Origin of the sequence: Enterobacter hormaechei subsp. xiangfangensis (assembly GCF_001729785.1) — a bacterium.
GTDB lineage: Bacteria > Pseudomonadota > Gammaproteobacteria > Enterobacterales > Enterobacteriaceae > Enterobacter > Enterobacter hormaechei_C.
Map to the genome: position 1 here is coordinate 213,380 of NZ_CP017183.1, position 25,038 is coordinate 238,417.

Genomic DNA, 25,038 nt, shown 5'->3' on the forward strand with positions numbered 1-25,038 from the left:
AGATTGCATACGTATAATGCGATCTGACTAATTAATCATCTATCACTGGGGAACACGCATGGGTGGTATCAGTATCTGGCAGTTAGTGATCATTGCCGTCATCGTTGTGCTGCTGTTTGGCACGAAAAAACTCGGATCGATTGGTTCCGACCTGGGCGCGTCAATCAAAGGCTTCAAGAAAGCCATGAGCGATGATGAGAATAAGCAGGAAAAAACCAGTCAGGATGCTGATTTTACCGCTAAATCCATCGCCGATAAGCAGGACGAAGCCAAAAAGGAAGAGGCTAAACGTCACGATAAAGAGCAGGTGTAATTCGTGTTCGACATTGGTTTTGGTGAGTTACTGCTGGTCTTTGTGATTGGTCTGATTGTGTTGGGGCCGCAGCGTTTACCCGTTGCGGTGAAAACCGTCGTGGGCTGGGTGCGGGCACTTCGCTCGCTGGCAACTACCGTGCAGAACGAGCTGGCACAGGAGCTGAAGCTTCAGGAATTTCAGGACAGCCTGAAAAAGGTTGAAAAGGCGAGCATGGATAACCTGACGCCGGAGCTGAAAGCATCAATGGATGAGTTACGCGAAGCGGCTGAATCCATGAAGCGCTCATACAGCATTAACGATCCTGAGAAGGCGAGCGATGAAGCAAACACCATCCATAATCCGGTGGTGAAGGGCAGCGAAGAGCAGCGCGAGGGTGTGACGCCTTCCAGCGCGGAGCATCAGGCCGCTTCGCCAGAGCAATCGCCGCAGGAGCCCGAAGTGAAAAAGCAGGTGCCGCCGGAAGAGCTCGTGGTCAAAACGGCTGAGGTAAAACCCGCCGCGCCTGTTTCCGAATCATCCCCCTCGTCGAGTGATAAAGCGTAAACATGGCAGTAGATGATACTCAACCGCTGATTGCGCACCTCATTGAGCTGCGTAAGCGCCTGTTAAACTGCATTATTGCGGTTTTCCTCATTTTTTTATGTCTGGTCTATTTCGCCAACGATATCTATCAGGTGGTTTCCGCGCCGCTGATTAAACAGATGCCGCTGGGCGCGACGATGATTGCAACGGACGTTGCTTCACCGTTCTTTACCCCCATCAAGCTGACCTTCTGGGTATCGTTGATTGCATCTGCACCGGTCATTTTGTATCAGGTCTGGGCATTTGTGGCGCCCGCGCTGTACAGGCATGAACGCAAGCTGGTTATTCCGCTGCTGGTGTCCAGTTCGCTGCTGTTTTACATCGGCATGGCGTTCGCCTACTTCGTTGTCTTCCCGCTGGCCTTTGGCTTCCTGACGCATACCGCGCCGGAAGGGGTACAGGTTTCGACGGACATCGCCAGCTACCTCAGCTTCGTGATGGCGCTGTTTATGGCCTTTGGTGTCGCCTTCGAGGTGCCCGTAGCGATTGTCCTGCTCTGCTGGGTAGGGGTGACCACGCCTGACGATCTGCGTAAGAAGCGCCCGTACATCCTGGTGGGGGCATTTGTTGTAGGTATGCTGTTAACGCCACCGGACGTCTTCTCGCAAACCTTACTGGCGATACCGATGTACTGCCTGTTTGAAGTCGGCGTGTTCTTCGCTCGTTTCTACGTCGGAAAGGGGCGTACCCGGGACGAAGAAGACGAGCCGTCTGAAGAGACTACTAAAGAATAAAACCAACCGCCCGTCAGGGCGGTTGTCATATGGGGATACGTATGTTTGATATCGGGCTTAACCTCACCAGCGCCCAGTTTGCGAAAGACCACGATGAGGTGGTGGCGCGCGCCTTTGCCGCCGGCGTGAACGGGCTGTTACTGACGGGAACAAATCTGCATGAGAGTGAGCAGGCACGGCAGCTGGCGCAACGCTATCAACACTGCTGGTCCACCGCAGGCGTGCATCCTCATGACAGCAGCCAGTGGACGCATGAAAGCGCTGAGGCGCTTCATCGTCTGGCACAAACGCCAGAAGTGGTTGCCATTGGCGAATGCGGGCTTGATTTCAACCGTAACTTCTCGACGCCTGAAGAGCAGGAGAAGGCATTTACCGCCCAGCTTGCGCTGGCAGCAGAGCTGGAGATGCCGGTGTTTATGCACTGTCGCGATGCGCATGAACGTTTTCTGGCGCTGCTGGAACCCTGGCTGGAGAAGCTGCCCGGTGCGGTGTTGCACTGCTTTACGGGCTCCCGTCAGGAAGCGCTGGATTGCCTGAACCGCGGGCTTTATTTGGGTATCACGGGCTGGGTCTGCGATGAGCGTCGTGGGCTGGAACTGCGTGAGCTGTTACCCGTTATCCCGGCCGATCGTTTGCTGCTGGAAACGGATGCGCCGTATCTGTTGCCCCGTGATATGCAGCCCAAACCGCCATCACGACGTAATGAACCGGCCTACCTGGGGCATATTGCTGAGCGAGTGGCGCACTGGCGGGGAGAAGATGCGCAGTGGCTGGCAGCACAAACCGATGATAACGTGCGTCGTCTGTTCGGCGTGCAGTTCTAAACTTTGCGGAAATCGGTGTTTTTCACGCTCTGCAACACCTCTTTGTTCAGCAGGTTGAGCAGCAGCATGGAGCGCGCTTCACCGTCCGGCTCAGCGAAGATGGCCTGTAAGCCTTCAAAGGCGCCTTCGGTGATCACCACGCTGTCGCCAGCATAAGGGGTTTCCGGATCGGTAATATCTTCAGGCTGCTGGTAGACAGAAAGCTGATGAATAACCGATGACGGTACTCTTGCCGGATGGGCGCCAAAACGCACAAAATGGCTGACGCCGCGTGTGGCACTGATCGTCGTGGTGTGGATCACTTCGGGGTCGAATTCGACGAACAGGTAATTCGGGAACAGAGGCTCACTGACGGTCGTGCGTCTTCCACGCTGCATTTTTTCAAGCGTGATCACGGGTGTCAGGCAGTTCACAGACTGACGTTCAAGATGTTCCTGCGCGCGCTGAAGTTGCCCGCGTTTGCAATACAGTAAATACCAGGCCTGCATAATCACTCTTCCCATTGTTCGGGGCGCAAGCATACCAAAACCCTGGCGGGATCGCTAAGGTGATTATAATGGCGAAAAAGAGAGTAAGTCGTGGAAGTTCACGCTAATTTAACAAAATTACAGCATCACGCGGTCTTACGCCGTATAATGAAGCGCTTACAGAGAGGCCATGATTAACTGCATGAAATACCACGATCTACGCGACTTCCTGGCGCTGCTGGAAAAGCAGGGCGAACTCAAACGCATTACGCTTCCTGTTGATCCGTATCTGGAAATGACAGAAATCGCTGACCGCACCCTGCGCGCGGGCGGCCCGGCGTTGCTGTTTGAAAACCCAAAAGGCTACACCATGCCGGTGCTGTGCAACCTGTTTGGCACACCTCGCCGCGTGGCGCTGGGGATGGGGCAGGAAGATGTCACGGCGTTACGTGAAGTGGGCAAACTGCTGGCCTTTCTGAAAGAGCCGGAGCCGCCAAAAGGGTTCCGCGACCTGTTCGACAAACTGCCGCAGTTTAAGCAGGTGTTGAATATGCCCACCAAACGCCTGCGCGGTGCGCCGTGCCAGCAAAAAGTGCTGGAAGGCGATGCGGTGGATCTGACCAAAATTCCCATCATGCAGTGCTGGCCTGAAGATGCCGCACCGCTGATCACCTGGGGCCTCACCGTGACGCGTGGGCCGCATAAAGAGCGTCAAAACCTCGGCATTTACCGCCAGCAGCTGATTGGCAAAAATAAGCTCATCATGCGCTGGTTGTCCCATCGCGGCGGGGCGCTGGATTTCCAGGAGTGGTGCGCGGCCCATCCGGGCGAACGTTTCCCGGTTTCCGTCGCGCTGGGTGCCGATCCGGCAACCATCCTGGGCGCGGTGACGCCTGTTCCTGATACGCTGTCTGAATATGCCTTTGCAGGACTGCTGCGCGGCACCAAAACCGAAGTGGTGAAGTGCATCTCCAATGACCTGGAAGTACCGGCCAGCGCAGAGATTGTGCTGGAAGGTTACATTGAACAGGGCGAGCTGGCACCCGAAGGGCCGTACGGCGACCACACCGGCTATTACAACGAAGTGGATAACTTTCCGGTGTTCACCGTCACCCACATTACCCAGCGTGAAGATGCCATCTATCACTCCACCTATACCGGCCGTCCACCCGACGAACCGGCGGTACTGGGCGTGGCGCTGAACGAAGTGTTCGTGCCGATCCTGCAAAAGCAGTTCCCGGAAATCGTTGATTTTTATCTGCCGCCGGAAGGGTGTTCGTATCGCCTGGCGGTGGTGACGATGAAGAAGCAGTATGCCGGTCACGCTAAGCGCGTGATGATGGGCGTATGGTCTTTCCTGCGCCAGTTTATGTATACCAAGTTTGTGATTGTCTGCGATGATGACGTCAATGCCCGCGACTGGAATGACGTTATCTGGGCCATCACCACGCGTATGGATCCGGCGCGTGATACGGTGTTAGTGGAAAACACGCCGATTGATTACCTGGATTTTGCCTCGCCGGTTTCCGGACTTGGCTCAAAAATGGGACTGGATGCCACGAACAAATGGCCTGGCGAAACCGACCGTGAATGGGGTCGCCCGATCGAAAAAGATCCTGCCGTGACCGCGCGAATTGACGCGATCTGGGACGAGCTGGCCATAATGAATAACGGTAAGGCAGAATAAAACCGTTTAGCCCTATAGACTTCCCGACAGAGAGAGCGAATGACAACCTTAAGCTGTAAAGTGACGTCGGTAGATGCTATTACCGACACCGTATATCGCGTCCGTTTGGTTCCTGAAGCGGCATTCTCATTCCGTGCCGGTCAGTACCTGATGGTCGTGATGGACGAGCGTGATAAGCGTCCTTTCTCTATGGCCTCAACGCCAGCAGAGAAGGAATTTATTGAGCTGCATATTGGTGCGTCTGAGCTTAACCTGTACGCGATGGCCGTGATGGACCGCATCCTGAAAGAGCGTGAAATCGTGGTCGATATTCCTCATGGCGAGGCCTGGCTGCGTGAAGACGAAGACCGTCCGCTGATCCTGATTGCCGGTGGCACGGGCTTCTCCTATGTCCGCTCTATTCTGCTGACGGCGCTGGCGCGTAATCCAAATCGCGATATCACCATCTACTGGGGCGGCCGTGAAGAGAAGCACCTTTACGATCTGTCTGAGCTGGAGGCGCTGAGCGTAAATCATCCAAACCTGCGCATTGAGCCGGTTGTCGAGCAGCCGGAAGAGGGCTGGCGCGGGCGCAGCGGTACGGTGCTGACTGCGGTATTGCAGGATCACGGGACGCTGGCCGGGCACGATATCTACATTGCCGGTCGCTTTGAAATGGCAAAAATTGCCCGCGACCTGTTCTGCAACGAGCGTGACGCGCGGGAAGATCGTCTGTTTGGCGATGCGTTTGCGTTTATCTGATTGAGAGACCCGCTTCGGCGGGTTTTTTATGCTCGGGCAATAGCCTGGTGAAAATTTAACCTTGAAATGGGCGGCGCATTGCCGTTATTCTTGTTCCCGTTAAATTTCGCCCTCAGGAGCGCCCCCCAAAAATGAACAAACACGACTGATGAATTTCGATCCTTGCTCAACGCATCGCGTCGGCAGGGGATGTTTTGATTTCATTCAGGAGTGCTTATGGCTCATTTTGCGCAGTCCCCCTCTTTTATTTTGCATCAGGTCACCTGTCAGTTTGCGACGGGCGATATCCTTTTTGGTCCACTGAATCTTTCTCTGGATGCGTCAGTGTGCGCGCTGGTTGGCCGCAACGGCAGCGGTAAAACACGCCTTCTCCGGTTGCTGGCAGGAGTTGATGAACCCGCCAGCGGTCATATTGAACGCTTTGGTACACACGTCTACGTGGCGCAGCAGCAGGATATTTCTGCGGATACCACGTTTGCCGAACTGCTTGGTTACGACGCGATCTTTGCGGCGCGCACGCGCATCGACAGCGGTCATTATGAACCCGACGATCTCGACACGCTCGACGGTTATTGGGATCTGGCTGAACGGCTGAGCCAGGCTTTTATCGCTGCAAAACTTCCCCCTTTTGACCCGAGTAAACGCGCGGCAGAGTTGAGCGGTGGCGAGCGCATTCGTGCCTTGCTGTGCAGCGCATTCACCGCGGATGCTCACTACCTGCTGCTGGACGAACCGACCAACCACCTCGACAGGCAAGGCCGCAAGTGGTTCTACGAGCAGCTTTCCAGGTATCAGGGCGGGGTGCTGGTGGCCTCTCACGACCGTGAGTTGCTGGCCCAGGTACCGCGAATCCTTGAACTGAGCGCGTTGGGCTTGCGCAGCTACGGTGGGAATTATGCTGACTATCGAACCCAGCGTGATGCTGAACAGCTGGCTGCCCGCGCCGCGCTGGAGCATGCTGCCACCGAGCGCAAGCGTACCCGCGCCGGTATGCATAAAGAGCATGACGACAGCCTGCGGCGTTCAGCCAAAACGCTTCGCACGGTCGACAGCCTTAACATCGCCTCGTTTGAACGGGTCAAATACAAAGGGGCGGCGAAAGAGCGTATTGGTTCCTGGAAAAAACAGCATAGCGATCAAAACCATGCTTTGAACGCTGCGGTCAACCAGGCACGCGAGCGGGTTGAAGAGGATAATGCGGTGATGTTTACCCTGCCGGGCAGTGAAATCCCGGAAGGGAAACAGGTGCTGGTGCTGGAAGAACTGGTGCTTCCGCACGTGCCTGTCCCACCGATAAACTGGCGAATGGATGGCCCGATGCGCGTGGCGCTACGCGGGCCGAACGGCTGTGGAAAATCCACGCTGTTGAAAGTGATATTGGGCGAAACCGCCCCTGTTACGGGAACCTGTAAGGTCTCTGTCAGGTGTGCTTATCTCGATCAGCATCTTTCCCGGCTGGATCTGTCGCAGTCGGTGATGACTCACCTTAGCCTGGGCAATACGCCGCTCGAAGAGGGGGCGCTGCGTACCCGTTTAGCGCAGCTTCAACTGGGCGCAGAGAAAGTGACACTACCACTGGCCGAACTGAGTGGCGGCGAGCGCCTGAAGGCCGCGCTGGCCTGCGTATTGTGGCGTGAAGCGGCAACGCAGCTGTTGCTTCTGGATGAGCCGACCAACCATCTTGATCTGGCCTCTGTTCAGGCCATTGAAGCGGCCTTAGCCGATTACCCCGGAGCGCTGCTGGTGGTGTCGCACGATGAAGCTTTTCTGGCAGGGCTGAAGCTGACGCATGAACTGGTGTGGGAAGAGACGGGATGGCGATGTGAAAGCCTGTAAACACAAGCCCCCGCAAGGGCGGGGGCAAACAAACTTCATCAGGCTAACTGCTTGCGAAGGTCAGGGTTTGCCTGGATCAGGCGCATCAGCTTTAGCTCGGCTGGGGTAGGTTTTTCACGTTTTGACTCCCACTCCAGCACCATTGCTACGCTGACACCCATCGCTCTTGCGAATTCATCTGTTTTCAGGCCCGATCCTTTGCGTAAACGCTCAAATTCACTAAAAGGATTGGACTTTTGATTCAGGGTAACCGTCGGCGGTACATCTTTAAAAATAATCTGTTCCAGGCTGCTCAGCAGCTCAAACTCAGGATCTTTTAATTCCATTGAGAACTCCTCATAAATCACACATCGGGATCATGAACATCAGAGAGCCTGTTAAGAATAGTCCCTAAACCAGACACAGGATCGTCACGGCTGTGATTAATTGTGCGATAACGATCGCTTTACACGTTTCAGCTATATGGATAGTTATGCTAATTACCTGATTAGTCATATGTAGGGATGCACAGGTATTTTTTTGTAAATAGTCAGTACAAAAACGGGAATACCCGTTTTGCATGAAAACTCTATCTTGCAAGGCTGACCTGGACTATCCTTGTCAGCGTTGGGCACGCGTGTGCCGGTGTGCGCTTTTTGGGTGAAAGGAGTAATAAAATGGCGACAGGAAAGTCCTGCTCTCGCTGGTTTGCGCCTATTGCGGCGTTATTGATGGTTGTTAGCCTGAGTGGGTGTTTCGATAAAGAAGGCGATCAGCGCAAAGCGTTTATCGATTTTCTACAGAATACAGTGATGCGTAGCGGCGAGCGTTTACCAACGCTGACTGCGGATCAGAAAAAACAGTTTGGTCCATTCGTGTCGGATTACGCCATTCTGTATGGCTATTCACAGCAGGTAAGCCAGGCGATGGATTCCGGTCTTCGCCCGGTAGTGGATAGCGTGAATGCCATCCGTGTTCCACAGGATTATATGACCCAGCGCGAACCGCTACGCCAGTCAAATGGCGCGCTTGGGGTACTGAGCCAGCAGCTGCAAAATGCCAAAATGCAGGCTGATGCGTCGCGTTCCGCGTTGAAGCAGGGCGAGGATCTTAAACCGGTCTATGACCAGGTGTATGAGAAAGTCGTGACCAAGCCGTCAAACGCTTTGCAACCGCTGATCCCGGCGGCGCAGGTCTTTACTCAGCAGTTGGTCCAGGTGGGTGACTTTATTAGTGAACAAGGTACGCAGGTGAGCTTTGTCTCTAACGGTATCCAGTTCCCGACCTCCCAGCAGGCGAGCCAGTATAACGCGCTGATCGGTCCGCTCGCGTCCCAGCATCAGGCCTTTAGCCAGGCCTGGAGCGCAGCGGTCGCTGCTACGGAATAAGAAAAACCCCCGCTTCGGCGGGGTTTTTTTATGCTTGATGAAAATAACGCTTGTCATTCATCTACCACATCGGTATAACTATGTTCGTCGGTTTGTTACACAGACCTAAAGCAGTTTAGTAAAGCAGTCCAGATTGTTATCCATAGATACCCTTCGTAGTGACCCTTCCTTCATCGCTTAAAAATCTGTAACGCAATCCATCAAGCCGGAAGGCACAATATATTTGTTAATAAGGTAATTTCTATGTCTGCTAAAATGACTGGTCTGGTAAAATGGTTCAACGCTGATAAAGGTTTCGGCTTCATCACTCCTGACGATGGCTCTAAAGACGTGTTCGTACACTTCTCTGCTATCCAGAACGATGGCTACAAATCTCTGGATGAAGGTCAGAAAGTTTCCTTCACCATCGAAAGCGGCGCTAAAGGCCCAGCAGCTGGTAACGTTGTAAGCCTGTAAGCTTCCAGCCCAGTAGCACTAAATTCAAAAACCCGCCTTCTGGCGGGTTTTTTCGTTTCTACTGTTGTATCTGCGGGTTAACGCAGTTCTTATCCACTTTACCGCCGAGCGCGGCAATCAGGTTATCCACGGCGGTCGCCGCCATGTTGTAGCGTGTTTCATGAGTTGCAGAGCCGATGTGAGGCAGGGCGACGACGTTCGGCATGGTCAGTAGCGGAGAATCCACCGGCAGCGGCTCTTGTTCAAACACGTCCAGACCAGCGGCGTGGATCTCACCGTTTTGCAGTGCCTCAATCAGCGCCTTCTCATCGACCACCGGACCACGACCCGCGTTGATGAAAATGGCCGATTTCTTCATCTTTTCAAACGCCGCTTTGCCGATGAGATGACGCGTTTCATCCGTCAGCGGCAGGATCAGGCAGACAAAGTCGGCTTCCCGCAACAGCGTATCAAGCTCGCAATAAAGGGCGTTGAAACGTTCTTCAGCTTCACTGTGGTGACGGCGCGCGTTATACAGAATGGGCATGTTGAAGCCAAAATGCGCGCGCTGTGCCAGCGCCAGACCGATACGGCCCATCCCAACAATCCCCAGCGTTTTGCCATGAACGTCCACGCCGAACCAGTCCGGGCCAATGCTTTTGGTCCATTCGCCCGCTTTTACGCGCTCGGCCACTTCCACTACACGACGGGCGGTGCTAAGCACCAGCGCCATCAGCGTGTCGGCGACGGTCTCCGTCAGGGCATGGGGCGTGTGCATCAGCAGGATGTTGCGCGCGTTTAGCGCATCCACGTCGAAATTGTCGTATCCCACCGAAACGGTTGAGGTAGCACGAAGCTTCGGCATTTTCTCCAGCAGCGCTGCATCCACCTTTTCGCTCGAACCCAGCAGGCCCTCGGCGCTGGCAAACGCGTCGGCGTGCTGTGCCACGGTTTCCGGGCTGAGGTTCTTTACCCGGGTAACGGTAAAGTGTTCCTCCAGGCGTTTTTGCAGATCTTCAGGCAGTGCTTTGTACAAAATGACGGACGGCTTCATGCTAATCTCCGTTGATTTTAAAAGGATTCAGGCGTGGCGTGCGCCGACGGGTAGCTGTTGATTATTAGCAGGCTTAACAATCAGAGTAAGCCATACCGAGGCAAAAAGCGCCACCCCCATAAAGATGTAAGAGGCCGACGGGCTGCCGGTGGCACCGTTAAGATAGCCCACAAACCACGAGCCAAAGAACGAACCCAGCGCACCCATACTGTTGATCAACGCCATCGCGCCCCCTGCGACGTTACGCGGCAGCATTTCCGGGATGATGGCAAAGAACGGACCATACGGGGCATACATGGCCGCACCCGCAATCACCAGCAGAGTGTACGAGACCCAGAAGTGGTTCGCGCCTACGGCCCAGGAGCCAATGAAGGCAAAAGCAGCGATCAGCAGCAGTGGCCAGACGAACAGCTTACGGTTTTGCAGCTTGTCCGATGCCCAAGAGACGATAATCATCGCGATGGTCGCAGCCAGGTAAGGCACCGATGACAGCCAGCCCACTTCCACCATGCCAAGGTTTTCACCGCCGCTGCGGATAATCGACGGCAGCCACAGCACAAAACCGTACACGCCAATACTCCAGGTAAAATACTGTGCACACAGCAGAATAACGTTCCGGGAGCGGAAGGCTTCGCCGTAGTTACGCACCGCTTTAAGCCCCTGCTGCTCTTTATCCAGCTGCGCCTGGAGTGCGGCTTTTTCGTCTTCAGAAAGCCATTTCGCCTGGGCTGGCTTATCTTTCACCAACACCCACCAGCAGAAGGCCCAGATAATCGCGGGAACCCCTTCGATGATGAACATCTCGCGCCAGCCGAAGGACTGGATCAGATAGCCGGAAACCACCGACATCCACAGCACGGTGACCGGGTTACCGAGTATCAGGAACGTATTAGCACGTGAACGCTCCGATTTTGTGAACCAGTTGCTGATGTAAATCAGCATTGCTGGCATGACGGCCGCCTCAACCACGCCGAGAATAAAGCGAATAGCCGCCAGAGCAGGAATGTTATTCACCACGCCAGTAAGCGACGCACAGGCACCCCATAAGATCAGGCAGATGAAAATGAGCTTTCGCACGCTGCGGCGTTCAGCGTAAATCGCGCCGGGGATCTGGAAGAAGAAATACCCCAGGAAGAAGAGGGCGCCCAGCAGGGACGAGACCCCTTTGGTGATCCCGAGGTCTTCGTTGATCCCGGCGGCGGATGCGAAACTGAAGTTGGCACGATCCAGGTACGCCAGGCTGTACGTGATAAACACGATTGGCATGATGTACCACCAGCGTTTTACTGCATTGGTCGAACTGTTCATAGGCTTGCCTCTGTTGTTGAGGTTGTTGCCGCCGTTGTCTGTAGGGTACACGGTGGCTTAATTATCTGGTGCGGATTGCTGCCCTCACCCTGGTCCTCTCTCACGGGGAGAGGGAATTTAGACGCCGAGCTCTGCTCGTGTTGGTAATCCTTCGCTGTCGCCCTGCACCTGAATCGCCAGCGAACCAATTTTGTTGCCTCGCGCCACGGCCTGCGACAGCGGTTTGCCCTCCAGCAGGGCGCTGATGACCCCGACGGCAAACCCATCGCCCGCGCCCACGGTATCGATCACGTTGTCGACTTTTACCGCAGCGACAGCGCCTTGCTCACCGTCGGCAGTTTTAAACCATGCGCCGTCGGCACCGGTTTTCAGCACCACGGCTTTTACCCCTCTGTTGAGGTAAAAATCAGCAATGCCTTCGGGCGTGCTTTCGCCAGTGAGGATCATTCCCTCTTTTATGCCCGGCAGAACCCAGTCCGCCTGAAACGCCAGTCGGTTGAGTTTCTCAGCCATCTCTGCTTCGCTTTTCCACAGTACCGGGCGCAGGTTCGGATCAAAGGAGATCGTTTTGCCCTGCGCTTTCATTGCCGAAGCCGCGTGATCGAGTAAATCGTACGAGCTGGCCGAGAGCGCCGCCGCCACGCCGCTCAGGTGCAGGTGGCGCGCGGAGGAGAAATACGCGGCGTGATAATCATCCACGGAGAGATGGCTTGCCGCTGAGCCTTTGCGGAAATACTCCACGATGGGATCGGTTCCATTTTCAACTTTAGATTTCAGCTGAAAGCCCGTCGGGAAGCGTCCGTCGAGCGTGACGCCTGCGGCATCAATGCCCTCTTTTTTCAGCGAGTCGAGAACGAAATGGCCAAAGCTGTCATTGCCCACGCGGCTCACCCAGCCGACATTCAGCCCCAGCCGCGCAAGGCCGGTAGCGACATTCAATTCGGCGCCTGCCACGCGTTTGATAAAGTGCTCCACTGCGCTCAGCTCGCCCGTTTCGGTGGCGACAAACATCGCCATGGCCTCGCCGATAGTGATAACGTCCAGCGTCTTGTGCATGGTTTACTCCTCGCGCAGCAGGTTGACGTAATGGCGGGTGACGGCGGTGAGATCCGTCCCTTCGAGCGGAAATTCGATACCGCGCGGCGCGTCGGCAGGCAGTTGATTAAGCAGATCCCGCCAGCGAGAATCGGTCTGATCCGGCGCGACGGCGCGGAACTGCGCCTTATGCGGGACTGCGGCCTTCACATGAATATAGCTCACGGCGGGAGCCAGCTGACGTGCAGCCTCTTCCGGGGAGTCGCCAACCCACAGCCAGTTGCCCATATCGAACGTCAGTGTGACCGGCAGCGCCATTACCCGGCAGGCGGCTTTGAAGCGCTGCATCGGCGCGAGCTGCCCGCAGTCGGTCTGGTCGTTTTCCACCACCAGCGTCATGCCGCTTTCATCCAGCAGTGCGCGCAGGGCTTCAAGCGGTTGTTTGTCGCTGAAATGACCCAGCGAGACTTTAAGCCACAGCGCGTTCAGTGCGCTGGCTTCGCTAAGGTAGCGTGGAAGATCCGGGTTGAGGGTTCCATCGGGCATAAACAGGGGGGCCGGGGCGGAGTAGCACGCCAGTAAACCCAGCAGTTCAATGGACTCGCCCAGCGCAGGCAGGGCCATTAACTCGTCGTGGCTGAAGAGCTCTCGGCGGATTTCAACGCCATCAGCTCCTGCGCCGGCAATAACGGGAAGCATTGCCCGTTGACCGCCTGCCTGTCGCACCTGATCCGCACCATACGCGGCGGTGACCACCATAATTTTCCTGCTCATTTCCTGACTCCAGAGCGTAATCGATAGTATTACGCTAGATGGAACCGGTTCCAAAGAAAAGATCGGGATGCTGAATTTATGATCGCTGTCACGAAGGGGAAATTAACGGGCAGTAGAGCCGCGAACGATCAGCTCGCCAGAAAAAACCTGCTCGCGTACGGCGTCGCGGGTGCCTTCAATGCGGCGAACCACTTGTTCAACCGCGGCATAGCCGATCTGCCAGGTGGGTTGTTTGAGGGTGGTAATGCCTACGCCAGCAAGTTCTGCCCACTCCAGTTCATCAAAGCCGAGCAAGCCGATGTCGCTGCCCCAGTGCAGGCCAATGCGTTTAAGCGAGCGGGCAACCTGAAGCGTCAGCGCCCCGTTAGCGGAGATCACCGCCTTACGCATTCCCCGATGGCGGGTATGGAACTGGCGCAGGGTATTATCCAGCTGTTCGGCTTCATGGAGGGGGATTTCAGCATTTTCGGCGATCACACCGGGATAACGCGCCAGCGTGGCGCGAAATGCAGCCAGGCGGTCGCGGCGGGTGTTAACCATACCCAGCGGTTCGCTCAGGAACAGAATGGCTTCGAAACCCTGTTCAATCAGGTGCTCGGTGGCAGTGGTGGCCGCCTGGGTGTTATCCAGCCCGACCACATCGCAGGCAAATTCCGGGATTTTGCGGTCAATAAGCACCATCGGGAGAGACGATTGTTGCAGACGATTTAGCCCCTCTTCGCGCATCCCGACGGCATTGACCACGATCCCTTCCACCTGATAGCTGCGCAGCAGATCGAGGTAATGCAACTCCTGATCAACTTCGTTATTGGTGTTACAGACCAGCGGGGTAAAGCCTTTTTCCCGGCACGCCGCTTCGATGCCGCTGAGTACGTTAACGGAGTAGGGGTTAGTGATATCGGCGATGATAAGCCCAATCAGGCGGGTGCGACCCCGCTTGAGGCCGCGCGCCATCAGGCTGGGACGGTAGTCGAGATCGGCAATGGCTTGTTCGATCCGCGCCAGCAGCGCATCGGACAGCAGGTGTTTCTCGCCGTTGAGGTAGCGTGAAATGCTGGTTTTACCGGTTTTGGCGGCTTTCGCCACGTCGCTGATGGTGGCCCGGGTTGGTTTGATCATCGCTGATTTCCCTGAATTTAGTGAGAATACCTTAGCGGGAAAATCTGGCGAATCAAGCAATTTGCCGGGTGGCGGTCTGATGCCCTCACCCCAACCCTCTCCTACAGGAGAGGGCGCAAATACTAAAACGGCAACGGGGTTGCCGTTTTGCTTTTACCTACTGCACAGGACTCAACGTAATTTCAACGCGGCGGTTCTGCGCTTTGCCTTCCGCCGTGCTGTTGCTGGCGATCGGGTTAGCCGGACCCATGCCGCTGGTGCGGATGCGGTTCGCTTCTACGCCCTGGGTGATCAGCGAGCTGGCCACGGAATCGGCGCGCTGCTGCGACAGACGCATGTTCAGATCCTGGCTGCCGGTGCTGTCGGTGTAACCAATCACGTTCACGGCAGTTTTATTGTACTCTTTCAGCACTGCGGCCACGCCGGTCAGGGTGTTCGCGCCTGCGGGTTTCAGCGTCGCGCTGCTGCTGTCAAAGGTCACGTTGTTTGGCATGTTCAGGATGATGTTGTCACCGCTGCGCGTCACGCTCACGCCCGTACCTTTCATTTTGTCACGCAGTTTTGCTTCCTGCACATCCATGTAATAACCCACGCCGCCGCCCAGGGCTGCGCCTGCCGCTGCGCCAATCAGCGCGCCTTTGCCGCGGTCTTTCTTGGAGGAGGAGAGTACGCCAACGCCAGCGCCTACCAGGGAACCAATACCCGCGCCAATGCCGGATTTGCCCGCTTCGCGTTCACCGGTGTAAGGGTTGGTTGTGCAGCCTGAAACAGCCAGTGCGCCGCTCACCAGAGCGGCAATAACGAGTACGCGTTTTTTCATCTTATTTCCTTAATCCTTTTTATTCTTTGCCACGACGGACGTGGCAGTGGATTATGACGTCCGGATACGGAGAAAATTCAGTGTATAACTCTGAAATTTGTCACAAACGATAAATTGCCTCAATGAAAGGCCGAAACACCTGCACGCAACCAGGAGCGCACGCTTTGAGCACCTCAACAAAAACCATTCTGACCGCCGCCCACTGGGGGCCGATGCTGGTCGAAACCGATGGCGACACTGTGCTGTCGTCTCGCGGGGCTTTGCCTTCGCGCCATCTCAACTCTTTACAGACCGTCGTTCGCGATCAGGTACACAGCAAGACCCGCGTCCGCTGGCCGATGGTGCGTAAAGGCTTTCTGGCGTCACCGGATAAACCGCAGGGTATTCGCGGGCAGGATGAGTTCGTGCGCGTGAGCTGGGACGATGCGCTGGCGCTGATCCATACGCAGCATAAACGCATCCGCGACAGCTATGGCCCGTCGTCCATTTTTGCCGGCTCCTATGGCTGGCGCTCAAACGGCGTGCTGCATAAGGCTGCAACCCTGCTGCAACGCTATATGAGCCTGGCCGGAGGATATACCGGCCATCTGGGTGATTACTCGACCGGCGCGGCGCAGGCGATCATGCCGTATGTCGTGGGCGGGAATGAGGTTTATCAACAGCAGACCAGCTGGCCGCTGGTGCTGGAGCATACAGAGGTGGTGGTGCTGTGGAGCGCCAACCCGCTCAATACCCTGAAAATTGCCTGGAATGCGTCTGACGAGCAAGGCGTTTCCTACTTCGATGCGCTGCGCAAAAGCGGCAAGCGCATCATCTGTATCGATCCGATGCGCTCTGAAACCCTGGATTTCTTCGGCGACAGCGCCGAGTGGATCGCGCCGCATATGGGCACCGACGTGGCGATGATGCTGGGCATCGCCCACACCCTGGTGGAGAACGGCTGGCACGACACGGAATTTCTGGCGCGTTGTACCACGGGGTTCGATAAATTTGCCGACTATCTGACGGGACAAAGCGACGGTATTGCCAAAACCGCAGAGTGGGCCGCGGCGATTTGCGGCGTTAATGCCGTTAAAATCCGCGAACTGGCGGCGTTATTCCATAGCCATGTCACGATGCTCATGTCCGGCTGGGGGATGCAGCGCCAGCAGTTTGGCGAGCAAAAGCACTGGATGTTGGTGACGCTCGCCGCGATGCTTGGGCAGATTGGCACACCCGGCGGCGGTTTTGGCCTTTCCTATCACTTTGCCAACGGCGGCAACCCGACGCGTAAAGCCGCGGTGCTGGCGTCCATGCAGGGCTCGGTGCAGGGTGGCGTGGACGCTGTGGATAAAATTCCGGTGGCACGCATTGTTGAAGCCCTGGAGAACCCCGGCGGGTTTTATCAGCACAACGGTCAGGATCGCCATTTCCCGGATATTAAGTTTATCTGGTGGGCGGGTGGGGCCAACTTCACCCATCACCAGGATACCAACCGCCTAATCCGCGCCTGGCAGAAACCGGAGCTGGTGGTGATCTCGGAGTGCTTCTGGACTGCGTCAGCGAAACATGCCGATATCGTTTTGCCTGCCACGACCTCGTTCGAGCGTAACGATCTCACCATGACGGGGGATTACAGCAACCAGCATATGGTGCCGATGAAGCGCGTCGTGGCTCCCCGGAATGAAGCGCGGGATGATTTCGACGTCTTTGCCGACCTGAGTGAAATGTGGGAAGCGGGCGGGCGGGAGCGTTTCACCGAGGGCAAAACGGATCTGCAATGGCTGGAAACATTTTACCAGATTGCCAGCCAGCGCGGGGCTGCGCAGGGCGTGTCCCTGCCGCCATTTGCTGAGTTCTGGGAGGCGAATCAACTCTTCGAAATGCCAGAAAGCGAGCAGAACGCGCGGTTTGTGCGCTTTGCTGACTTCCGTCGCGATCCGGAGAATCACCCGTTACAAACCGAAAGCGGGAAGATTGTGATCTACAGCGAACGCATCGCCAGCTTTGGCTACGCGGACTGTCCGCCGCATCCGGCGTGGCTGGAGCCGGACGAATGGCATGGCAATGCGCAGCCGGGGCAGCTTCAGCTGCTGTCTGCCCATCCTGCCCATCGTCTGCACAGCCAGCTCAACTATTCGGCTCTGCGCGAGCAGTATGCGGTGGCGGGTCGTGAGCCGATCGCGCTGAACAGCGATGACGCAAAGGCGCGGGGGATTAACGACGGCGATCTCGTTCGGGTCTGGAACGCGCGCGGGCAGGTGCTGGCAGGCGCCGTGGTGAGTGACGGGATCCGCCCTGGCGTTTTCTGCATTCATCAGGGCGCATGGCCGGATCTGGCGCTGGACGAGGGCGGTATTTGTAAGAACGGCGCCGTAAACGTGCTGACCAAAGATCTCCCCAGCTCGAAGCTGGGGAATGGCTGCGCGGGGAATACGGCGCTGGCATGGGTGGAGAAATATGAGGGGCCGGCGCTTACCCTTACGGCGTTTGATCCGCCTGCCAGCTCATGATCCACGTCGGGTGTTGGGTATCATCCTGCCAGGCGCTGTCTTCGATGCGAAAACCCTGAGCATGATAGAAATTCACCGCCCGCACGTTTTTCTGGTACACCTCCAGGGTTAAATACGGGTAGTGCTGCTGAACGTGGTTCAGCAGCGCACGCCCAATCCCCTTTCCGATGAACGCCGGGGCGACAAACAGCGCCCCCACGAACTGGAACTGCATGACGCTGATAAAACCGCACAGGGTACCGTTTTCTTCCCAGACCCAGGTCTCGGCGGCGGGAAGGTATTCATCCCGCACTACCGCTTCATTCGCTTGCCAGTAACTTGCGTCGATAAACGGATGCGCCTCGGTGGTGCTCTCCAGCCACAGACTCAAAAGCGGCGCGGTGTTCTCACTTTGCCATTTGCGGATCATGGTGGCCCTCCGGATGGCAGAAGCAGCCCGTAATGTGGTCATTGACCAGCCCGCAGGCCTGCATAAAGGAGTAACAGATGGTGGTGCCCACAAACTTAAAGCCGCGTTTTTTCAGCGCTTTCGACAGGGCATCTGAGGCGGGGGTCGACGTTGGGATCTCTGCAAGCGTGGCGGCCTGCGTCACCTTCGGCTCGTTATCCACAAACGACCAGACAAATGCTGAAAAGGGTTCGCCATTTTGCTCCATCGCCAGATAAGCACGCGCGTTACCAATAATGGCCTGAATTTTACCGCGATGGCGGATGATACCGGTATCCAGAACCAGCTTTTGTACGTCGTCGTCGGTCATGGCGGCAACCGCAGCCGGATCGAACTGGTGGAAGGCTTTGCGATAGTTCTCACGCTTTTTCAGAACGGTGATCCACGACAGCCCGGCCTGCTGGCCTTCAAGGCAAATCATTTCAAACAGTTTTTTACCGTCGGTTTCCGGTACGCCCCATTCCTTGTCGTGATAATCGATATAAAGCTGATCCTGGCTTACCCAGCCGCAACGTTGCATAGGTCATCTCCCTTCCTGATACGGTAAACGCAAAAATTTCAATCTGCCCGGCTTGACGTGTCTGCTAAAGAGACAATAGTTAATACAGGGCTATACGCCCTAATACCTCTTCGAACAATGACATATATCGCCGAACTCGGCTCTTTCTGGAGTCGCTTTGATGATGATAAAAAAAATCAGTGGTCGCCATGCTGCTTCTGGCCTGGTGGGTGTTTCAGTCTGCCTGCTTTTTTGTCACACCGCTTTTGCGTGGCAACAGGAATATATCGTTTCAGATGCACAAAGTAATACGACGGAACGTTATACATGGGACGCCGATCACCAACCTCGTTATGAAGATATTCTCGCGGAGCGTATTAACCGCACGCAGAATGCTGCGGGGTTTACCCTGAACGATCCCTCCGGTTCGGATGCGGAAACCGTTCTGAGCGTTGGCTGGAATTTTCCCGTGGCGGGACATTTCACCACCGGGCCCGTCATGGCGTGGCGCACTGATGGCGCTCCCCCTGTAACGGTGAATGCGTTTGAGGATACAACCACCACGCAGTCGCTTACCGATCCCCTCTGGCATGCCAGCGTGAACTCATTGGGTTGGCGTGTTGATACGCAGTATGGTGATTTACACCCCTGGGCGAAGATCAGCTATAACCAGCAAACTGAAGAAGAATATTTATATACGCTGGGATTGAGCGCCAAATTTTAAGGGTTGTTATTTTTTTAAACGATACGATAACATATTTAATACAATTATGACGGGGTCTGGAGCGATAGTGCCCACTAACAGAACAGCGCTTCATTCCCCGGCAAGGTCATTCATTCCAGATCCCAGGCATTTCATTCCTTCTCTCCTGCATTTCATTCCGTTTTTCCCCAACGCTATAAAGGTTTTGTTTATCGTTGTCCTCAGCGAAATTCCTTAATTTATCTTGCAGGACACTGCCATGAACACATCAACTTATAACCGCACGCGTTGGCTGACGCTATTCGGCACCATCGTTACCCAGTTCGCACTGGGATCGGTCTATACCTGGAGCCTGTTTAACAGCGCCCTGTCCGATAAGCTCGGCGCGCCGATAAGCCAGGTGGCATTCTCCTTCGGCTTGCTGAGTCTTGGGTTAGCAATTTCCTCTTCCGTGGCGGGCAAACTTCAGGAACGTTTCGGCGTGAAGCGTGTAACCATGGCATCCGGGATCTTGCTGGGCTTGGGATTCTTCCTGACGGCATATTCTAACAACCTGATGATGCTGTGGCTGAGCGCCGGGGTGCTGGTGGGGCTGGCGGACGGCGCAGGTTATCTGCTGACGCTGTCTAACTGCGTGAAGTGGTTCCCGGAGCGTAAAGGGCTTATCTCCGCATTTGCCATTGGTTCATATGGCCTGGGCAGCCTCGGCTTCAAATTCATCGATGCGCATCTGCTGGCCTCGGTTGGGCTTGAGAAAACCTTTATGATCTGGGGCGTGATTGTGCTGGTAATGATCCTCTTCGGCGCCACGCTGATGAAAGATGCGCCGCAGCAGGAAGTGAAAACCGTTAACGGCGTGGTGGAGAACGATTTCACCCTCGCTCAGTCCATGCGTAAGCCGCAGTACTGGATGCTGGCGGTGATGTTCCTGACGGCCTGCATGAGCGGTCTGTATGTCATCGGTGTGGCGAAAGATATCGCGCAGGGAATGGTAAAACTGGACGCGGCGACGGCGGCGAACGCCGTAACGGTCATCTCCATCGCTAACCTCTCGGGTCGTCTGGTACTGGGTATCTTGTCTGACAAAATCGCCCGGATCCGCGTGATTACGCTGGGGCAGGTGATCTCCCTGGTGGGTATGGCAGCACTGCTGTTCGCTCCGCTGAACGAGGCGACATTCTTTGCGGCGATAGCCTGCGTAGCCTTTAACTTTGGCGGCACTATTACCGTCTTCCCGTCGCTGGTGAGCGAGTTCTTCGGCCTGAACAACCTGGCGAAAAACTACGGCGTGATTTATCTCGGCTTCGGTATCGGCAGTATTTGCGGTTCACTGATTGCCTCGCTGTTTGGTGGCTTCTACGTGACATTCTGCGTGATATTTGCCTTGCTGATTATTTCGCTGGCGCTGTCCACCACGATTCGTCAGCCGCAGCGCGAGGTATATAAAGAAGCGCATGCATGATTCGATAAAAAGGGGCCGCAGGGCCTCTTTTATTTATTTCTAAATCGCTTCCGGACTTGCTATTTTGTAAAAATCTTCATCGATTCACATTCTCTGCTGCCACTTTTCTTTCCTGCTGTGGTCTACTTATCGCGCTTGTAGACGTTTCTGATAACGGTTTCTCTCGCATCTACTTACTCTGTCAGCTTTCTCACTGAGATTCGGCGGGTCTTTATACCCCTTCCCCCAGGGTTGTTTGCATGAAATATATTAGGTCTCTTACCCAGCAAAGATTGTGTCTGATGCTGGCTGTCTATATCGGTTTGTTTCTGAATGGCGCGGTGCTGTTCAGACGAGTGGAAGGTTATTTCGAACACCTCACTGTAAGAAATGGAATTTTTGCCGCGATTGAAGTGTTTGGCTCAATTCTGGCGACCTTCTTCCTGCTACGTCTGCTCTCGCTTTTTGGCAGACGTACATGGCAGGTTCTGGCCTCGCTGGTGGTGATTATCTCCGCCGCCGCAAGCTATTACATGACATTCATGAATGTGGTCATTGGCTACGGTATTGTGGCCTCGGTGATGACCACGGACATCGACCTCTCGAAAGAGGTGGTGGGTCAAGGGTTCATCCTGTGGACGATTCTGACCTGCCTGATCCCGCTCTTCTTTATCTGGAGTAACACCTGCCGCTACACCCTGTTACGCCAGCTGCGTACCCGGGGACAGCGCATCCGCAACGTCGCCGTCGTTCTTCTGGCGGGTCTGCTGGTATGGGCGCCTATTCGCCTGATGGAAAAACAGCAAAAGCGGATCGAAAAAGCGACAGGCGTGGATATGCCAAGCTACGGCGGCGTGGTGGCTAACTCGTATCTGCCGTCTAACTGGCTGTCGGCGTTAGGTCTTTATGCCTGGGCTCAGGCGGACGAATCCAGCGATGTGAAATCGCTGATTAACCCAACCAAAAAGTTCACCTACCAGGCCCCGGCTGACGGGCTGGATGATACTTACGTGGTCTTCGTTATCGGCGAAACAACGCGCTGGGATCATATGGGTATCCTCGGTTATGACCGCGATACCACCCCCAAACTGGCGCAGGAAAAGAATCTTGTAGCTTACCGCGGCTACTCCTGCGATACCGCCACGAAGCTCTCGTTGCGCTGTATGTTTGTTCGTGAGGGCGGTGCGAGTGATAATCCTCAGCGCACTCTCAAAGAGCAAAACGTGTTTGCTGTTCTGAAGCAGCTTGGATTTAGCTCCGATCTGTTCGCCATGCAAAGTGAGATGTGGTTCTACACCAACACCATGGCGGATAACATCGCCTACCGCGAGCAGATTGGCGCCGAGCCGCGTAACCGCGGAAAGAACGTTGATGACATGCTGCTGCTCTCTGAGATGGAACAGTCACTGAAAAACCATCCGCAGGGTAAGCATCTTATTGTTCTGCATACCAAAGGGTCACACTACAGCTACTATCAGCGTTACACGCGCGATTTCGCCAAATGGACGCCTGAGTGCGTCGGCATTAACAAGAACTGTAGCAAGCAGGAGCTGATCAATGCCTATGATAACTCGATTCTGTATGTGGATACCTTCCTCAGTCGGGTGATCGACCAGCTTCGCGATAAGAAAGCGATTGTGATCTACGCGGCCGACCACGGCGAGTCCATCAACGAGAAAGAGCATTTACACGGTACGCCGCGTAAGCTGGCCCCGCCTGAGCAGTTCCGCGTGCCGATGATCATGTGGATGTCGGATAAGTACCTGGAAAATCCGGACAAAGCCAAAATGTTTGCCCATCTGAAACAGCAGGCAGAGATCAAGGTACCGCGCCGTCACGTTGAGCTGTACGACACCATTATGGGCTGTCTCGGCTATACCTCACCGAACGGTGGGATTAACGAAAACAACAACTGGTGTAAACTCCCTGATAACACCACAAAAGCCGCGCAGTAGCTGGTCTGGCGAGAATATCGCCAGTTGAATGGCTTTTTGAAAATAAGGGATTGACGGGGGCGCACCTCAGCAGTAAGATGCGCTCCGCATTCGGCGAGTAGCGCAGCTTGGTAGCGCAACTGGTTTGGGACCAGTGGGTCGGAGGTTCGAATCCTCTCTCGCCGACCACATTCTAAAAAGGGCTAACCGCAAGGTTAGCCCTTTTTGCATTAACGCATTACCCCGCACGAGTCCTCAAAATACCCCTTAGCCCTGCTTCCCCCTGCCTGCTTGCGGTTTTGTGACATAATCCATTGTATTTTTTTATATATAGTTTGATCTTTTTTCGCGTTGCTTATGGATAACCTCAGCATTTTTCGCTGTGCGTTTTAACGTTCGCGGTATTTAGTGCTCAGATAATCACCATCCTGTAAGAAAATTTACCCATTCTGAATAAAACTTAATCACTGAGTGTTGCGAAATATGAAGATAATTGTGCTGCATCATGGCGAGTAGCATAAATTTCTCTGCTGAAAACTCACGGTCAGGGTTTTTTTAATCTTTGTTTGCGGTTTCTCACACTCCACGTAAATCCCCGCCACCTGTATTGACGTTTTCACATTCTGTTGACAGATTGTAGGGCACGAGGGGCATTTCAGGGAGGATCTGCGCTGCAACTCAAACGCTCTTCTGAAAGGATTCTCTATCCCTTTTAACGCCTTCGGGCATCACCGACCGGACCGGGTAAAAAATAAATAAAGGTCAGGCGGCGTAACACAACAAAGCAAAACATCACATTGGAGCACAATAATGAGTATTTCCTTGAAGAAGTCAGGGATGCTGAAGCTTGGTCTGAGCCTGGTGGCCATGACCGTTGCAGCAAGCGTACAGGCAAAAACCCTGGTTTACTGTTCTGAAGGCTCTCCGGAAGGCTTTAACCCACAGCTCTTTACCTCTGGTACGACTTACGACGCAAGCTCTGTACCGATCTATAACCGTCTGGTTGAATTTAAAACCGGCACCACGGAAGTGATTCCTGGCCTGGCTGAAAAGTGGGATATCAGCGAAGACGGTAAAACCTATACCTTCCACCTGCGTCAGGGCGTGAAGTGGCAGGACAGCAAAGAATTTAAACCTACGCGCGACTTTAACGCCGACGACGTTGTGTTCTCCTTCGACCGTCAGAAAAATGCCCAGAACCCGTACCATAAAGTGTCTGGCGGCAGCTATGAATACTTCGAAGGGATGGGTCTGCCAGACCTGATCGCTGAAGTGAAAAAAGTGGACGATAAAACCGTCCAGTTTGTGCTGACGCGTCCGGAAGCGCCATTCCTGGCTGACCTGGCGATGGACTTCGCCTCTATTCTCTCTAAAGAGTATGCGGACAACATGCTGAAAGCCGGCACTCCGGAAAAAGTGGACCTGAACCCAATCGGTACCGGCCCGTTCCAGCTGCTTCAGTACCAGAAAGATTCCCGTATTCTGTATAAAGCCTTCCCGGGCTACTGGGGCACCAAGCCGCAGATCGACCGTCTGGTCTTCTCCATCACGCCTGACGCATCCGTGCGTTACGCAAAATTGCAGAAAAACGAATGTCAGGTGATGCCGTATCCAAACCCGGCTGACATCGCGCGCATGAAGCAGGACAAAAATATCAACCTGCTGGAGCAGGCGGGCCTGAACGTGGGTTATCTCTCCTTCAACACCGAGAAGAAACCGTTCGATGACGTGAAAGTGCGTCAGGCGCTGACCTACGCGGTGAACAAAGAAGCGATCATCAAAGCCGTTTACCAGGGCGCTGGCGTTGCGGCCAAGAACCTGATCCCACCAACCATGTGGGGCTATAACGACGACATAAAGGACTACACCTACGATCCTGAGAAAGCGAAAGCGCTGCTGAAAGAAGCGGGCCAGGACAAAGGCTTTACCGTCGAGCTGTGGGCGATGCCGGTACAGCGTCCTTACAACCCGAACGCACGCCGTATGGCGGAAATGGTTCAGGCTGACTGGGCGAAGATTGGCGTGCAGGCCAAGATTGTGACCTACGAGTGGGGCGAGTACCTGAAGCGCGCCAAAGCGGGTGAACACCAGGCGGTCATGATGGGCTGGACCGGCGACAACGGGGATCCGGACAACTTCTTCGCGACTCTGTTCAGCTGTGCGGCAGCGAAAGACGGTTCTAACTATTCTCGCTGGTGCTACAAGCCGTTTGAAGATCTGATCCAGCCGGCGCGTGCGACCGACGATCACAACAAACGTATCGAACTGTACAAGCAAGCGCAGGTTGTCATGCACGATCAGGCTCCGGCGCTGATTGTTGCTCACTCCACCGTGTACGAACCAGTGCGTAAAGAAGTGAAGGGCTACGTGGTCGATCCACTGGGCAAACACCACTTCGAAAACGTGTCTGTTGAATAATAAG

24 protein-coding genes and 1 tRNA gene are annotated in these 25,038 nt (G+C 55.0%); 15 read left to right on the forward strand and 10 right to left on the reverse strand.

What is annotated here, in order from left to right:
* The first annotated feature begins 58 nt into the window (after positions 1-58).
* Genes tatA through tatD form a run of 4 tightly spaced genes read left to right on the forward strand, consistent with a single transcriptional unit; the run spans position 59 to position 2,456 of the window.
* Positions 59-313: a Sec-independent protein translocase subunit TatA gene (gene tatA, locus BFV63_RS01040; protein WP_003860787.1), complete on the forward strand. Its 255-nt coding sequence runs from the start codon at positions 59-61 to the stop codon at positions 311-313.
* Between the two features lie 3 nt (positions 314-316).
* Positions 317-859, forward strand: a complete 543-nt coding sequence (gene tatB / locus BFV63_RS01045) for a Sec-independent protein translocase protein TatB (RefSeq protein WP_048241557.1) — start codon at positions 317-319, stop codon at positions 857-859.
* A 2-nt stretch (positions 860-861) separates the two neighbouring features.
* The gene (gene tatC / locus BFV63_RS01050) at positions 862-1,632 is read left to right on the forward strand and encodes a Sec-independent protein translocase subunit TatC (protein ID WP_023315191.1); all 771 of its coding nucleotides are present in this window, start codon (positions 862-864) and stop codon (positions 1,630-1,632) included.
* A gap of 41 nt (positions 1,633-1,673) precedes the next feature.
* Positions 1,674-2,456, forward strand: a complete 783-nt coding sequence (tatD, locus tag BFV63_RS01055; protein ID WP_047653587.1) for a 3'-5' ssDNA/RNA exonuclease TatD — start codon at positions 1,674-1,676, stop codon at positions 2,454-2,456.
* On the opposite strand, the gene rfaH is transcribed toward tatD, so the two are convergent.
* Positions 2,453-2,944, reverse strand: coding sequence for a transcription/translation regulatory transformer protein RfaH (gene rfaH, locus BFV63_RS01060; protein WP_003860779.1), 492 nt, complete (start codon positions 2,942-2,944; stop codon positions 2,453-2,455). The genes tatD and rfaH overlap by 4 nt on opposite strands.
* 169 nt (positions 2,945-3,113) lie before the next feature.
* Here rfaH and ubiD point away from each other — a divergent pair, with 169 nt between their 5' ends.
* The 3 genes from ubiD to BFV63_RS01075 all read left to right on the forward strand — a co-directional run bounded on the left by ubiD (position 3,114) and on the right by BFV63_RS01075 (position 7,187).
* Positions 3,114-4,610 carry a 4-hydroxy-3-polyprenylbenzoate decarboxylase gene (ubiD, locus tag BFV63_RS01065; protein ID WP_022650184.1) on the forward strand — a complete coding sequence of 499 codons (1,497 nt, stop codon included), beginning with the start codon at positions 3,114-3,116 and terminating at the stop codon, positions 4,608-4,610.
* A 39-nt stretch (positions 4,611-4,649) separates the two neighbouring features.
* Positions 4,650-5,351: an NAD(P)H-flavin reductase gene (gene fre, locus BFV63_RS01070; RefSeq protein WP_003860778.1), complete on the forward strand. Its 702-nt coding sequence runs from the start codon at positions 4,650-4,652 to the stop codon at positions 5,349-5,351.
* 216 nt (positions 5,352-5,567) lie between these two features.
* Positions 5,568-7,187, forward strand: coding sequence for an ABC-F family ATP-binding cassette domain-containing protein (locus BFV63_RS01075; protein ID WP_048241556.1), 1,620 nt, complete (start codon positions 5,568-5,570; stop codon positions 7,185-7,187).
* A gap of 38 nt (positions 7,188-7,225) precedes the next feature.
* Here BFV63_RS01075 and BFV63_RS01080 read toward each other — a convergent pair whose 3' ends face one another.
* Complete coding sequence (locus BFV63_RS01080; RefSeq protein ID WP_003860776.1) at positions 7,226-7,513, reverse strand: HTH-type transcriptional regulator; 288 nt, start codon at positions 7,511-7,513, stop codon at positions 7,226-7,228.
* Between the two features lie 330 nt (positions 7,514-7,843).
* Between BFV63_RS01080 and BFV63_RS01090 the strand changes: the two genes are divergently transcribed.
* Both BFV63_RS01090 and cspE read left to right on the forward strand, forming a co-directional pair.
* The gene (locus BFV63_RS01090; RefSeq protein WP_045332942.1) at positions 7,844-8,554 is read left to right on the forward strand and encodes a DUF3053 domain-containing protein; all 711 of its coding nucleotides are present in this window, start codon (positions 7,844-7,846) and stop codon (positions 8,552-8,554) included.
* A 243-nt stretch (positions 8,555-8,797) separates the two neighbouring features.
* Positions 8,798-9,010 carry a transcription antiterminator/RNA stability regulator CspE gene (cspE, locus tag BFV63_RS01095; protein WP_003860775.1) on the forward strand — a complete coding sequence of 71 codons (213 nt, stop codon included), beginning with the start codon at positions 8,798-8,800 and terminating at the stop codon, positions 9,008-9,010.
* 58 nt (positions 9,011-9,068) lie between these two features.
* On the opposite strand, the gene ghrB is transcribed toward cspE, so the two are convergent.
* From ghrB to BFV63_RS01125, 6 genes are all read right to left on the reverse strand, one after another.
* Positions 9,069-10,043, reverse strand: a complete 975-nt coding sequence (gene ghrB, locus BFV63_RS01100; protein ID WP_023315194.1) for a glyoxylate/hydroxypyruvate reductase GhrB — start codon at positions 10,041-10,043, stop codon at positions 9,069-9,071.
* A gap of 27 nt (positions 10,044-10,070) precedes the next feature.
* On the reverse strand, positions 10,071-11,351 hold the full coding sequence (locus BFV63_RS01105; protein WP_017694735.1) for an MFS transporter: 1,281 nt from the start codon (positions 11,349-11,351) through the stop codon (positions 10,071-10,073).
* Positions 11,352-11,468: 117 nt separating this feature from the next.
* On the reverse strand, positions 11,469-12,407 hold the full coding sequence (locus BFV63_RS01110; RefSeq protein ID WP_022650188.1) for a sugar kinase: 939 nt from the start codon (positions 12,405-12,407) through the stop codon (positions 11,469-11,471).
* Between the two features lie 3 nt (positions 12,408-12,410).
* The gene (locus BFV63_RS01115) at positions 12,411-13,160 is read right to left on the reverse strand and encodes a sugar phosphate isomerase/epimerase family protein (RefSeq protein ID WP_032608229.1); all 750 of its coding nucleotides are present in this window, start codon (positions 13,158-13,160) and stop codon (positions 12,411-12,413) included.
* Between the two features lie 102 nt (positions 13,161-13,262).
* Positions 13,263-14,279, reverse strand: a complete 1,017-nt coding sequence (locus BFV63_RS01120) for a LacI family DNA-binding transcriptional regulator (protein ID WP_023323995.1) — start codon at positions 14,277-14,279, stop codon at positions 13,263-13,265.
* A 157-nt stretch (positions 14,280-14,436) separates the two neighbouring features.
* On the reverse strand, positions 14,437-15,099 hold the full coding sequence (locus tag BFV63_RS01125) for an OmpA family lipoprotein (RefSeq protein WP_022650190.1): 663 nt from the start codon (positions 15,097-15,099) through the stop codon (positions 14,437-14,439).
* A gap of 122 nt (positions 15,100-15,221) precedes the next feature.
* Between BFV63_RS01125 and BFV63_RS01130 the strand changes: the two genes are divergently transcribed.
* On the forward strand, positions 15,222-17,591 hold the full coding sequence (locus BFV63_RS01130; protein ID WP_071957461.1) for a molybdopterin guanine dinucleotide-containing S/N-oxide reductase: 2,370 nt from the start codon (positions 15,222-15,224) through the stop codon (positions 17,589-17,591).
* Here BFV63_RS01130 and BFV63_RS01135 read toward each other — a convergent pair.
* Complete coding sequence (locus BFV63_RS01135; protein WP_022650192.1) at positions 17,560-18,000, reverse strand: N-acetyltransferase; 441 nt, start codon at positions 17,998-18,000, stop codon at positions 17,560-17,562. The two genes, BFV63_RS01130 and BFV63_RS01135, sit on opposite strands and share 32 nt — an antisense overlap.
* On the reverse strand, positions 17,978-18,559 hold the full coding sequence (tag, locus tag BFV63_RS01140; RefSeq protein WP_022650193.1) for a DNA-3-methyladenine glycosylase I: 582 nt from the start codon (positions 18,557-18,559) through the stop codon (positions 17,978-17,980). The genes BFV63_RS01135 and tag overlap by 23 nt, the downstream gene beginning before the upstream one ends.
* Before the next feature lie 160 nt (positions 18,560-18,719).
* Between tag and BFV63_RS01145 the strand changes: the two genes are divergently transcribed.
* From BFV63_RS01145 to dppA, 5 genes are all read left to right on the forward strand, one after another.
* Complete coding sequence (locus BFV63_RS01145; protein WP_023323997.1) at positions 18,720-19,262, forward strand: lipase; 543 nt, start codon at positions 18,720-18,722, stop codon at positions 19,260-19,262.
* A 238-nt stretch (positions 19,263-19,500) separates the two neighbouring features.
* Positions 19,501-20,703 (forward strand): L-lactate MFS transporter, encoded by a 1,203-nt coding sequence (locus tag BFV63_RS01150; protein ID WP_022650195.1) that lies wholly within the window; start codon positions 19,501-19,503, stop codon positions 20,701-20,703.
* Between the two features lie 239 nt (positions 20,704-20,942).
* Positions 20,943-22,637, forward strand: a complete 1,695-nt coding sequence (eptB, locus tag BFV63_RS01155) for a kdo(2)-lipid A phosphoethanolamine 7''-transferase (RefSeq protein ID WP_023323998.1) — start codon at positions 20,943-20,945, stop codon at positions 22,635-22,637.
* A gap of 91 nt (positions 22,638-22,728) precedes the next feature.
* Positions 22,729-22,805: transfer RNA gene (locus BFV63_RS01160), tRNA-Pro, on the forward strand.
* A gap of 621 nt (positions 22,806-23,426) precedes the next feature.
* On the forward strand, positions 23,427-25,034 hold the full coding sequence (gene dppA / locus BFV63_RS01165; protein ID WP_003860756.1) for a dipeptide ABC transporter periplasmic-binding protein DppA: 1,608 nt from the start codon (positions 23,427-23,429) through the stop codon (positions 25,032-25,034).
* Positions 25,035-25,038: the final 4 nt, after the last annotated feature.

Coding starts and splice junctions, on each gene's coding strand:
- tatA (WP_003860787.1), top strand. CDS start 59: ATGGGTGGTATCAGTATCTGGCAGTTAGTGATCATTGCCGTCATCGTT.
- tatC (WP_023315191.1), top strand. CDS start 862: ATGGCAGTAGATGATACTCAACCGCTGATTGCGCACCTCATTGAGCTG.
- tatD (WP_047653587.1), top strand. CDS start 1,674: ATGTTTGATATCGGGCTTAACCTCACCAGCGCCCAGTTTGCGAAAGAC.
- rfaH (WP_003860779.1), bottom strand. CDS start 2,944: ATGCAGGCCTGGTATTTACTGTATTGCAAACGCGGGCAACTTCAGCGC.
- ubiD (WP_022650184.1), top strand. CDS start 3,114: ATGATTAACTGCATGAAATACCACGATCTACGCGACTTCCTGGCGCTG.
- fre (WP_003860778.1), top strand. CDS start 4,650: ATGACAACCTTAAGCTGTAAAGTGACGTCGGTAGATGCTATTACCGAC.
- BFV63_RS01075 (WP_048241556.1), top strand. CDS start 5,568: ATGGCTCATTTTGCGCAGTCCCCCTCTTTTATTTTGCATCAGGTCACC.
- BFV63_RS01080 (WP_003860776.1), bottom strand. CDS start 7,513: ATGGAATTAAAAGATCCTGAGTTTGAGCTGCTGAGCAGCCTGGAACAG.
- BFV63_RS01090 (WP_045332942.1), top strand. CDS start 7,844: ATGGCGACAGGAAAGTCCTGCTCTCGCTGGTTTGCGCCTATTGCGGCG.
- cspE (WP_003860775.1), top strand. CDS start 8,798: ATGTCTGCTAAAATGACTGGTCTGGTAAAATGGTTCAACGCTGATAAA.
- ghrB (WP_023315194.1), bottom strand. CDS start 10,043: ATGAAGCCGTCCGTCATTTTGTACAAAGCACTGCCTGAAGATCTGCAA.
- BFV63_RS01105 (WP_017694735.1), bottom strand. CDS start 11,351: ATGAACAGTTCGACCAATGCAGTAAAACGCTGGTGGTACATCATGCCA.
- BFV63_RS01110 (WP_022650188.1), bottom strand. CDS start 12,407: ATGCACAAGACGCTGGACGTTATCACTATCGGCGAGGCCATGGCGATG.
- BFV63_RS01115 (WP_032608229.1), bottom strand. CDS start 13,160: ATGAGCAGGAAAATTATGGTGGTCACCGCCGCGTATGGTGCGGATCAG.
- BFV63_RS01120 (WP_023323995.1), bottom strand. CDS start 14,279: ATGATCAAACCAACCCGGGCCACCATCAGCGACGTGGCGAAAGCCGCC.
- BFV63_RS01125 (WP_022650190.1), bottom strand. CDS start 15,099: ATGAAAAAACGCGTACTCGTTATTGCCGCTCTGGTGAGCGGCGCACTG.
- BFV63_RS01130 (WP_071957461.1), top strand. CDS start 15,222: ATGAAAGGCCGAAACACCTGCACGCAACCAGGAGCGCACGCTTTGAGC.
- BFV63_RS01135 (WP_022650192.1), bottom strand. CDS start 18,000: ATGATCCGCAAATGGCAAAGTGAGAACACCGCGCCGCTTTTGAGTCTG.
- tag (WP_022650193.1), bottom strand. CDS start 18,559: ATGCAACGTTGCGGCTGGGTAAGCCAGGATCAGCTTTATATCGATTAT.
- BFV63_RS01145 (WP_023323997.1), top strand. CDS start 18,720: ATGATGATAAAAAAAATCAGTGGTCGCCATGCTGCTTCTGGCCTGGTG.
- BFV63_RS01150 (WP_022650195.1), top strand. CDS start 19,501: ATGAACACATCAACTTATAACCGCACGCGTTGGCTGACGCTATTCGGC.
- eptB (WP_023323998.1), top strand. CDS start 20,943: ATGAAATATATTAGGTCTCTTACCCAGCAAAGATTGTGTCTGATGCTG.
- dppA (WP_003860756.1), top strand. CDS start 23,427: ATGAGTATTTCCTTGAAGAAGTCAGGGATGCTGAAGCTTGGTCTGAGC.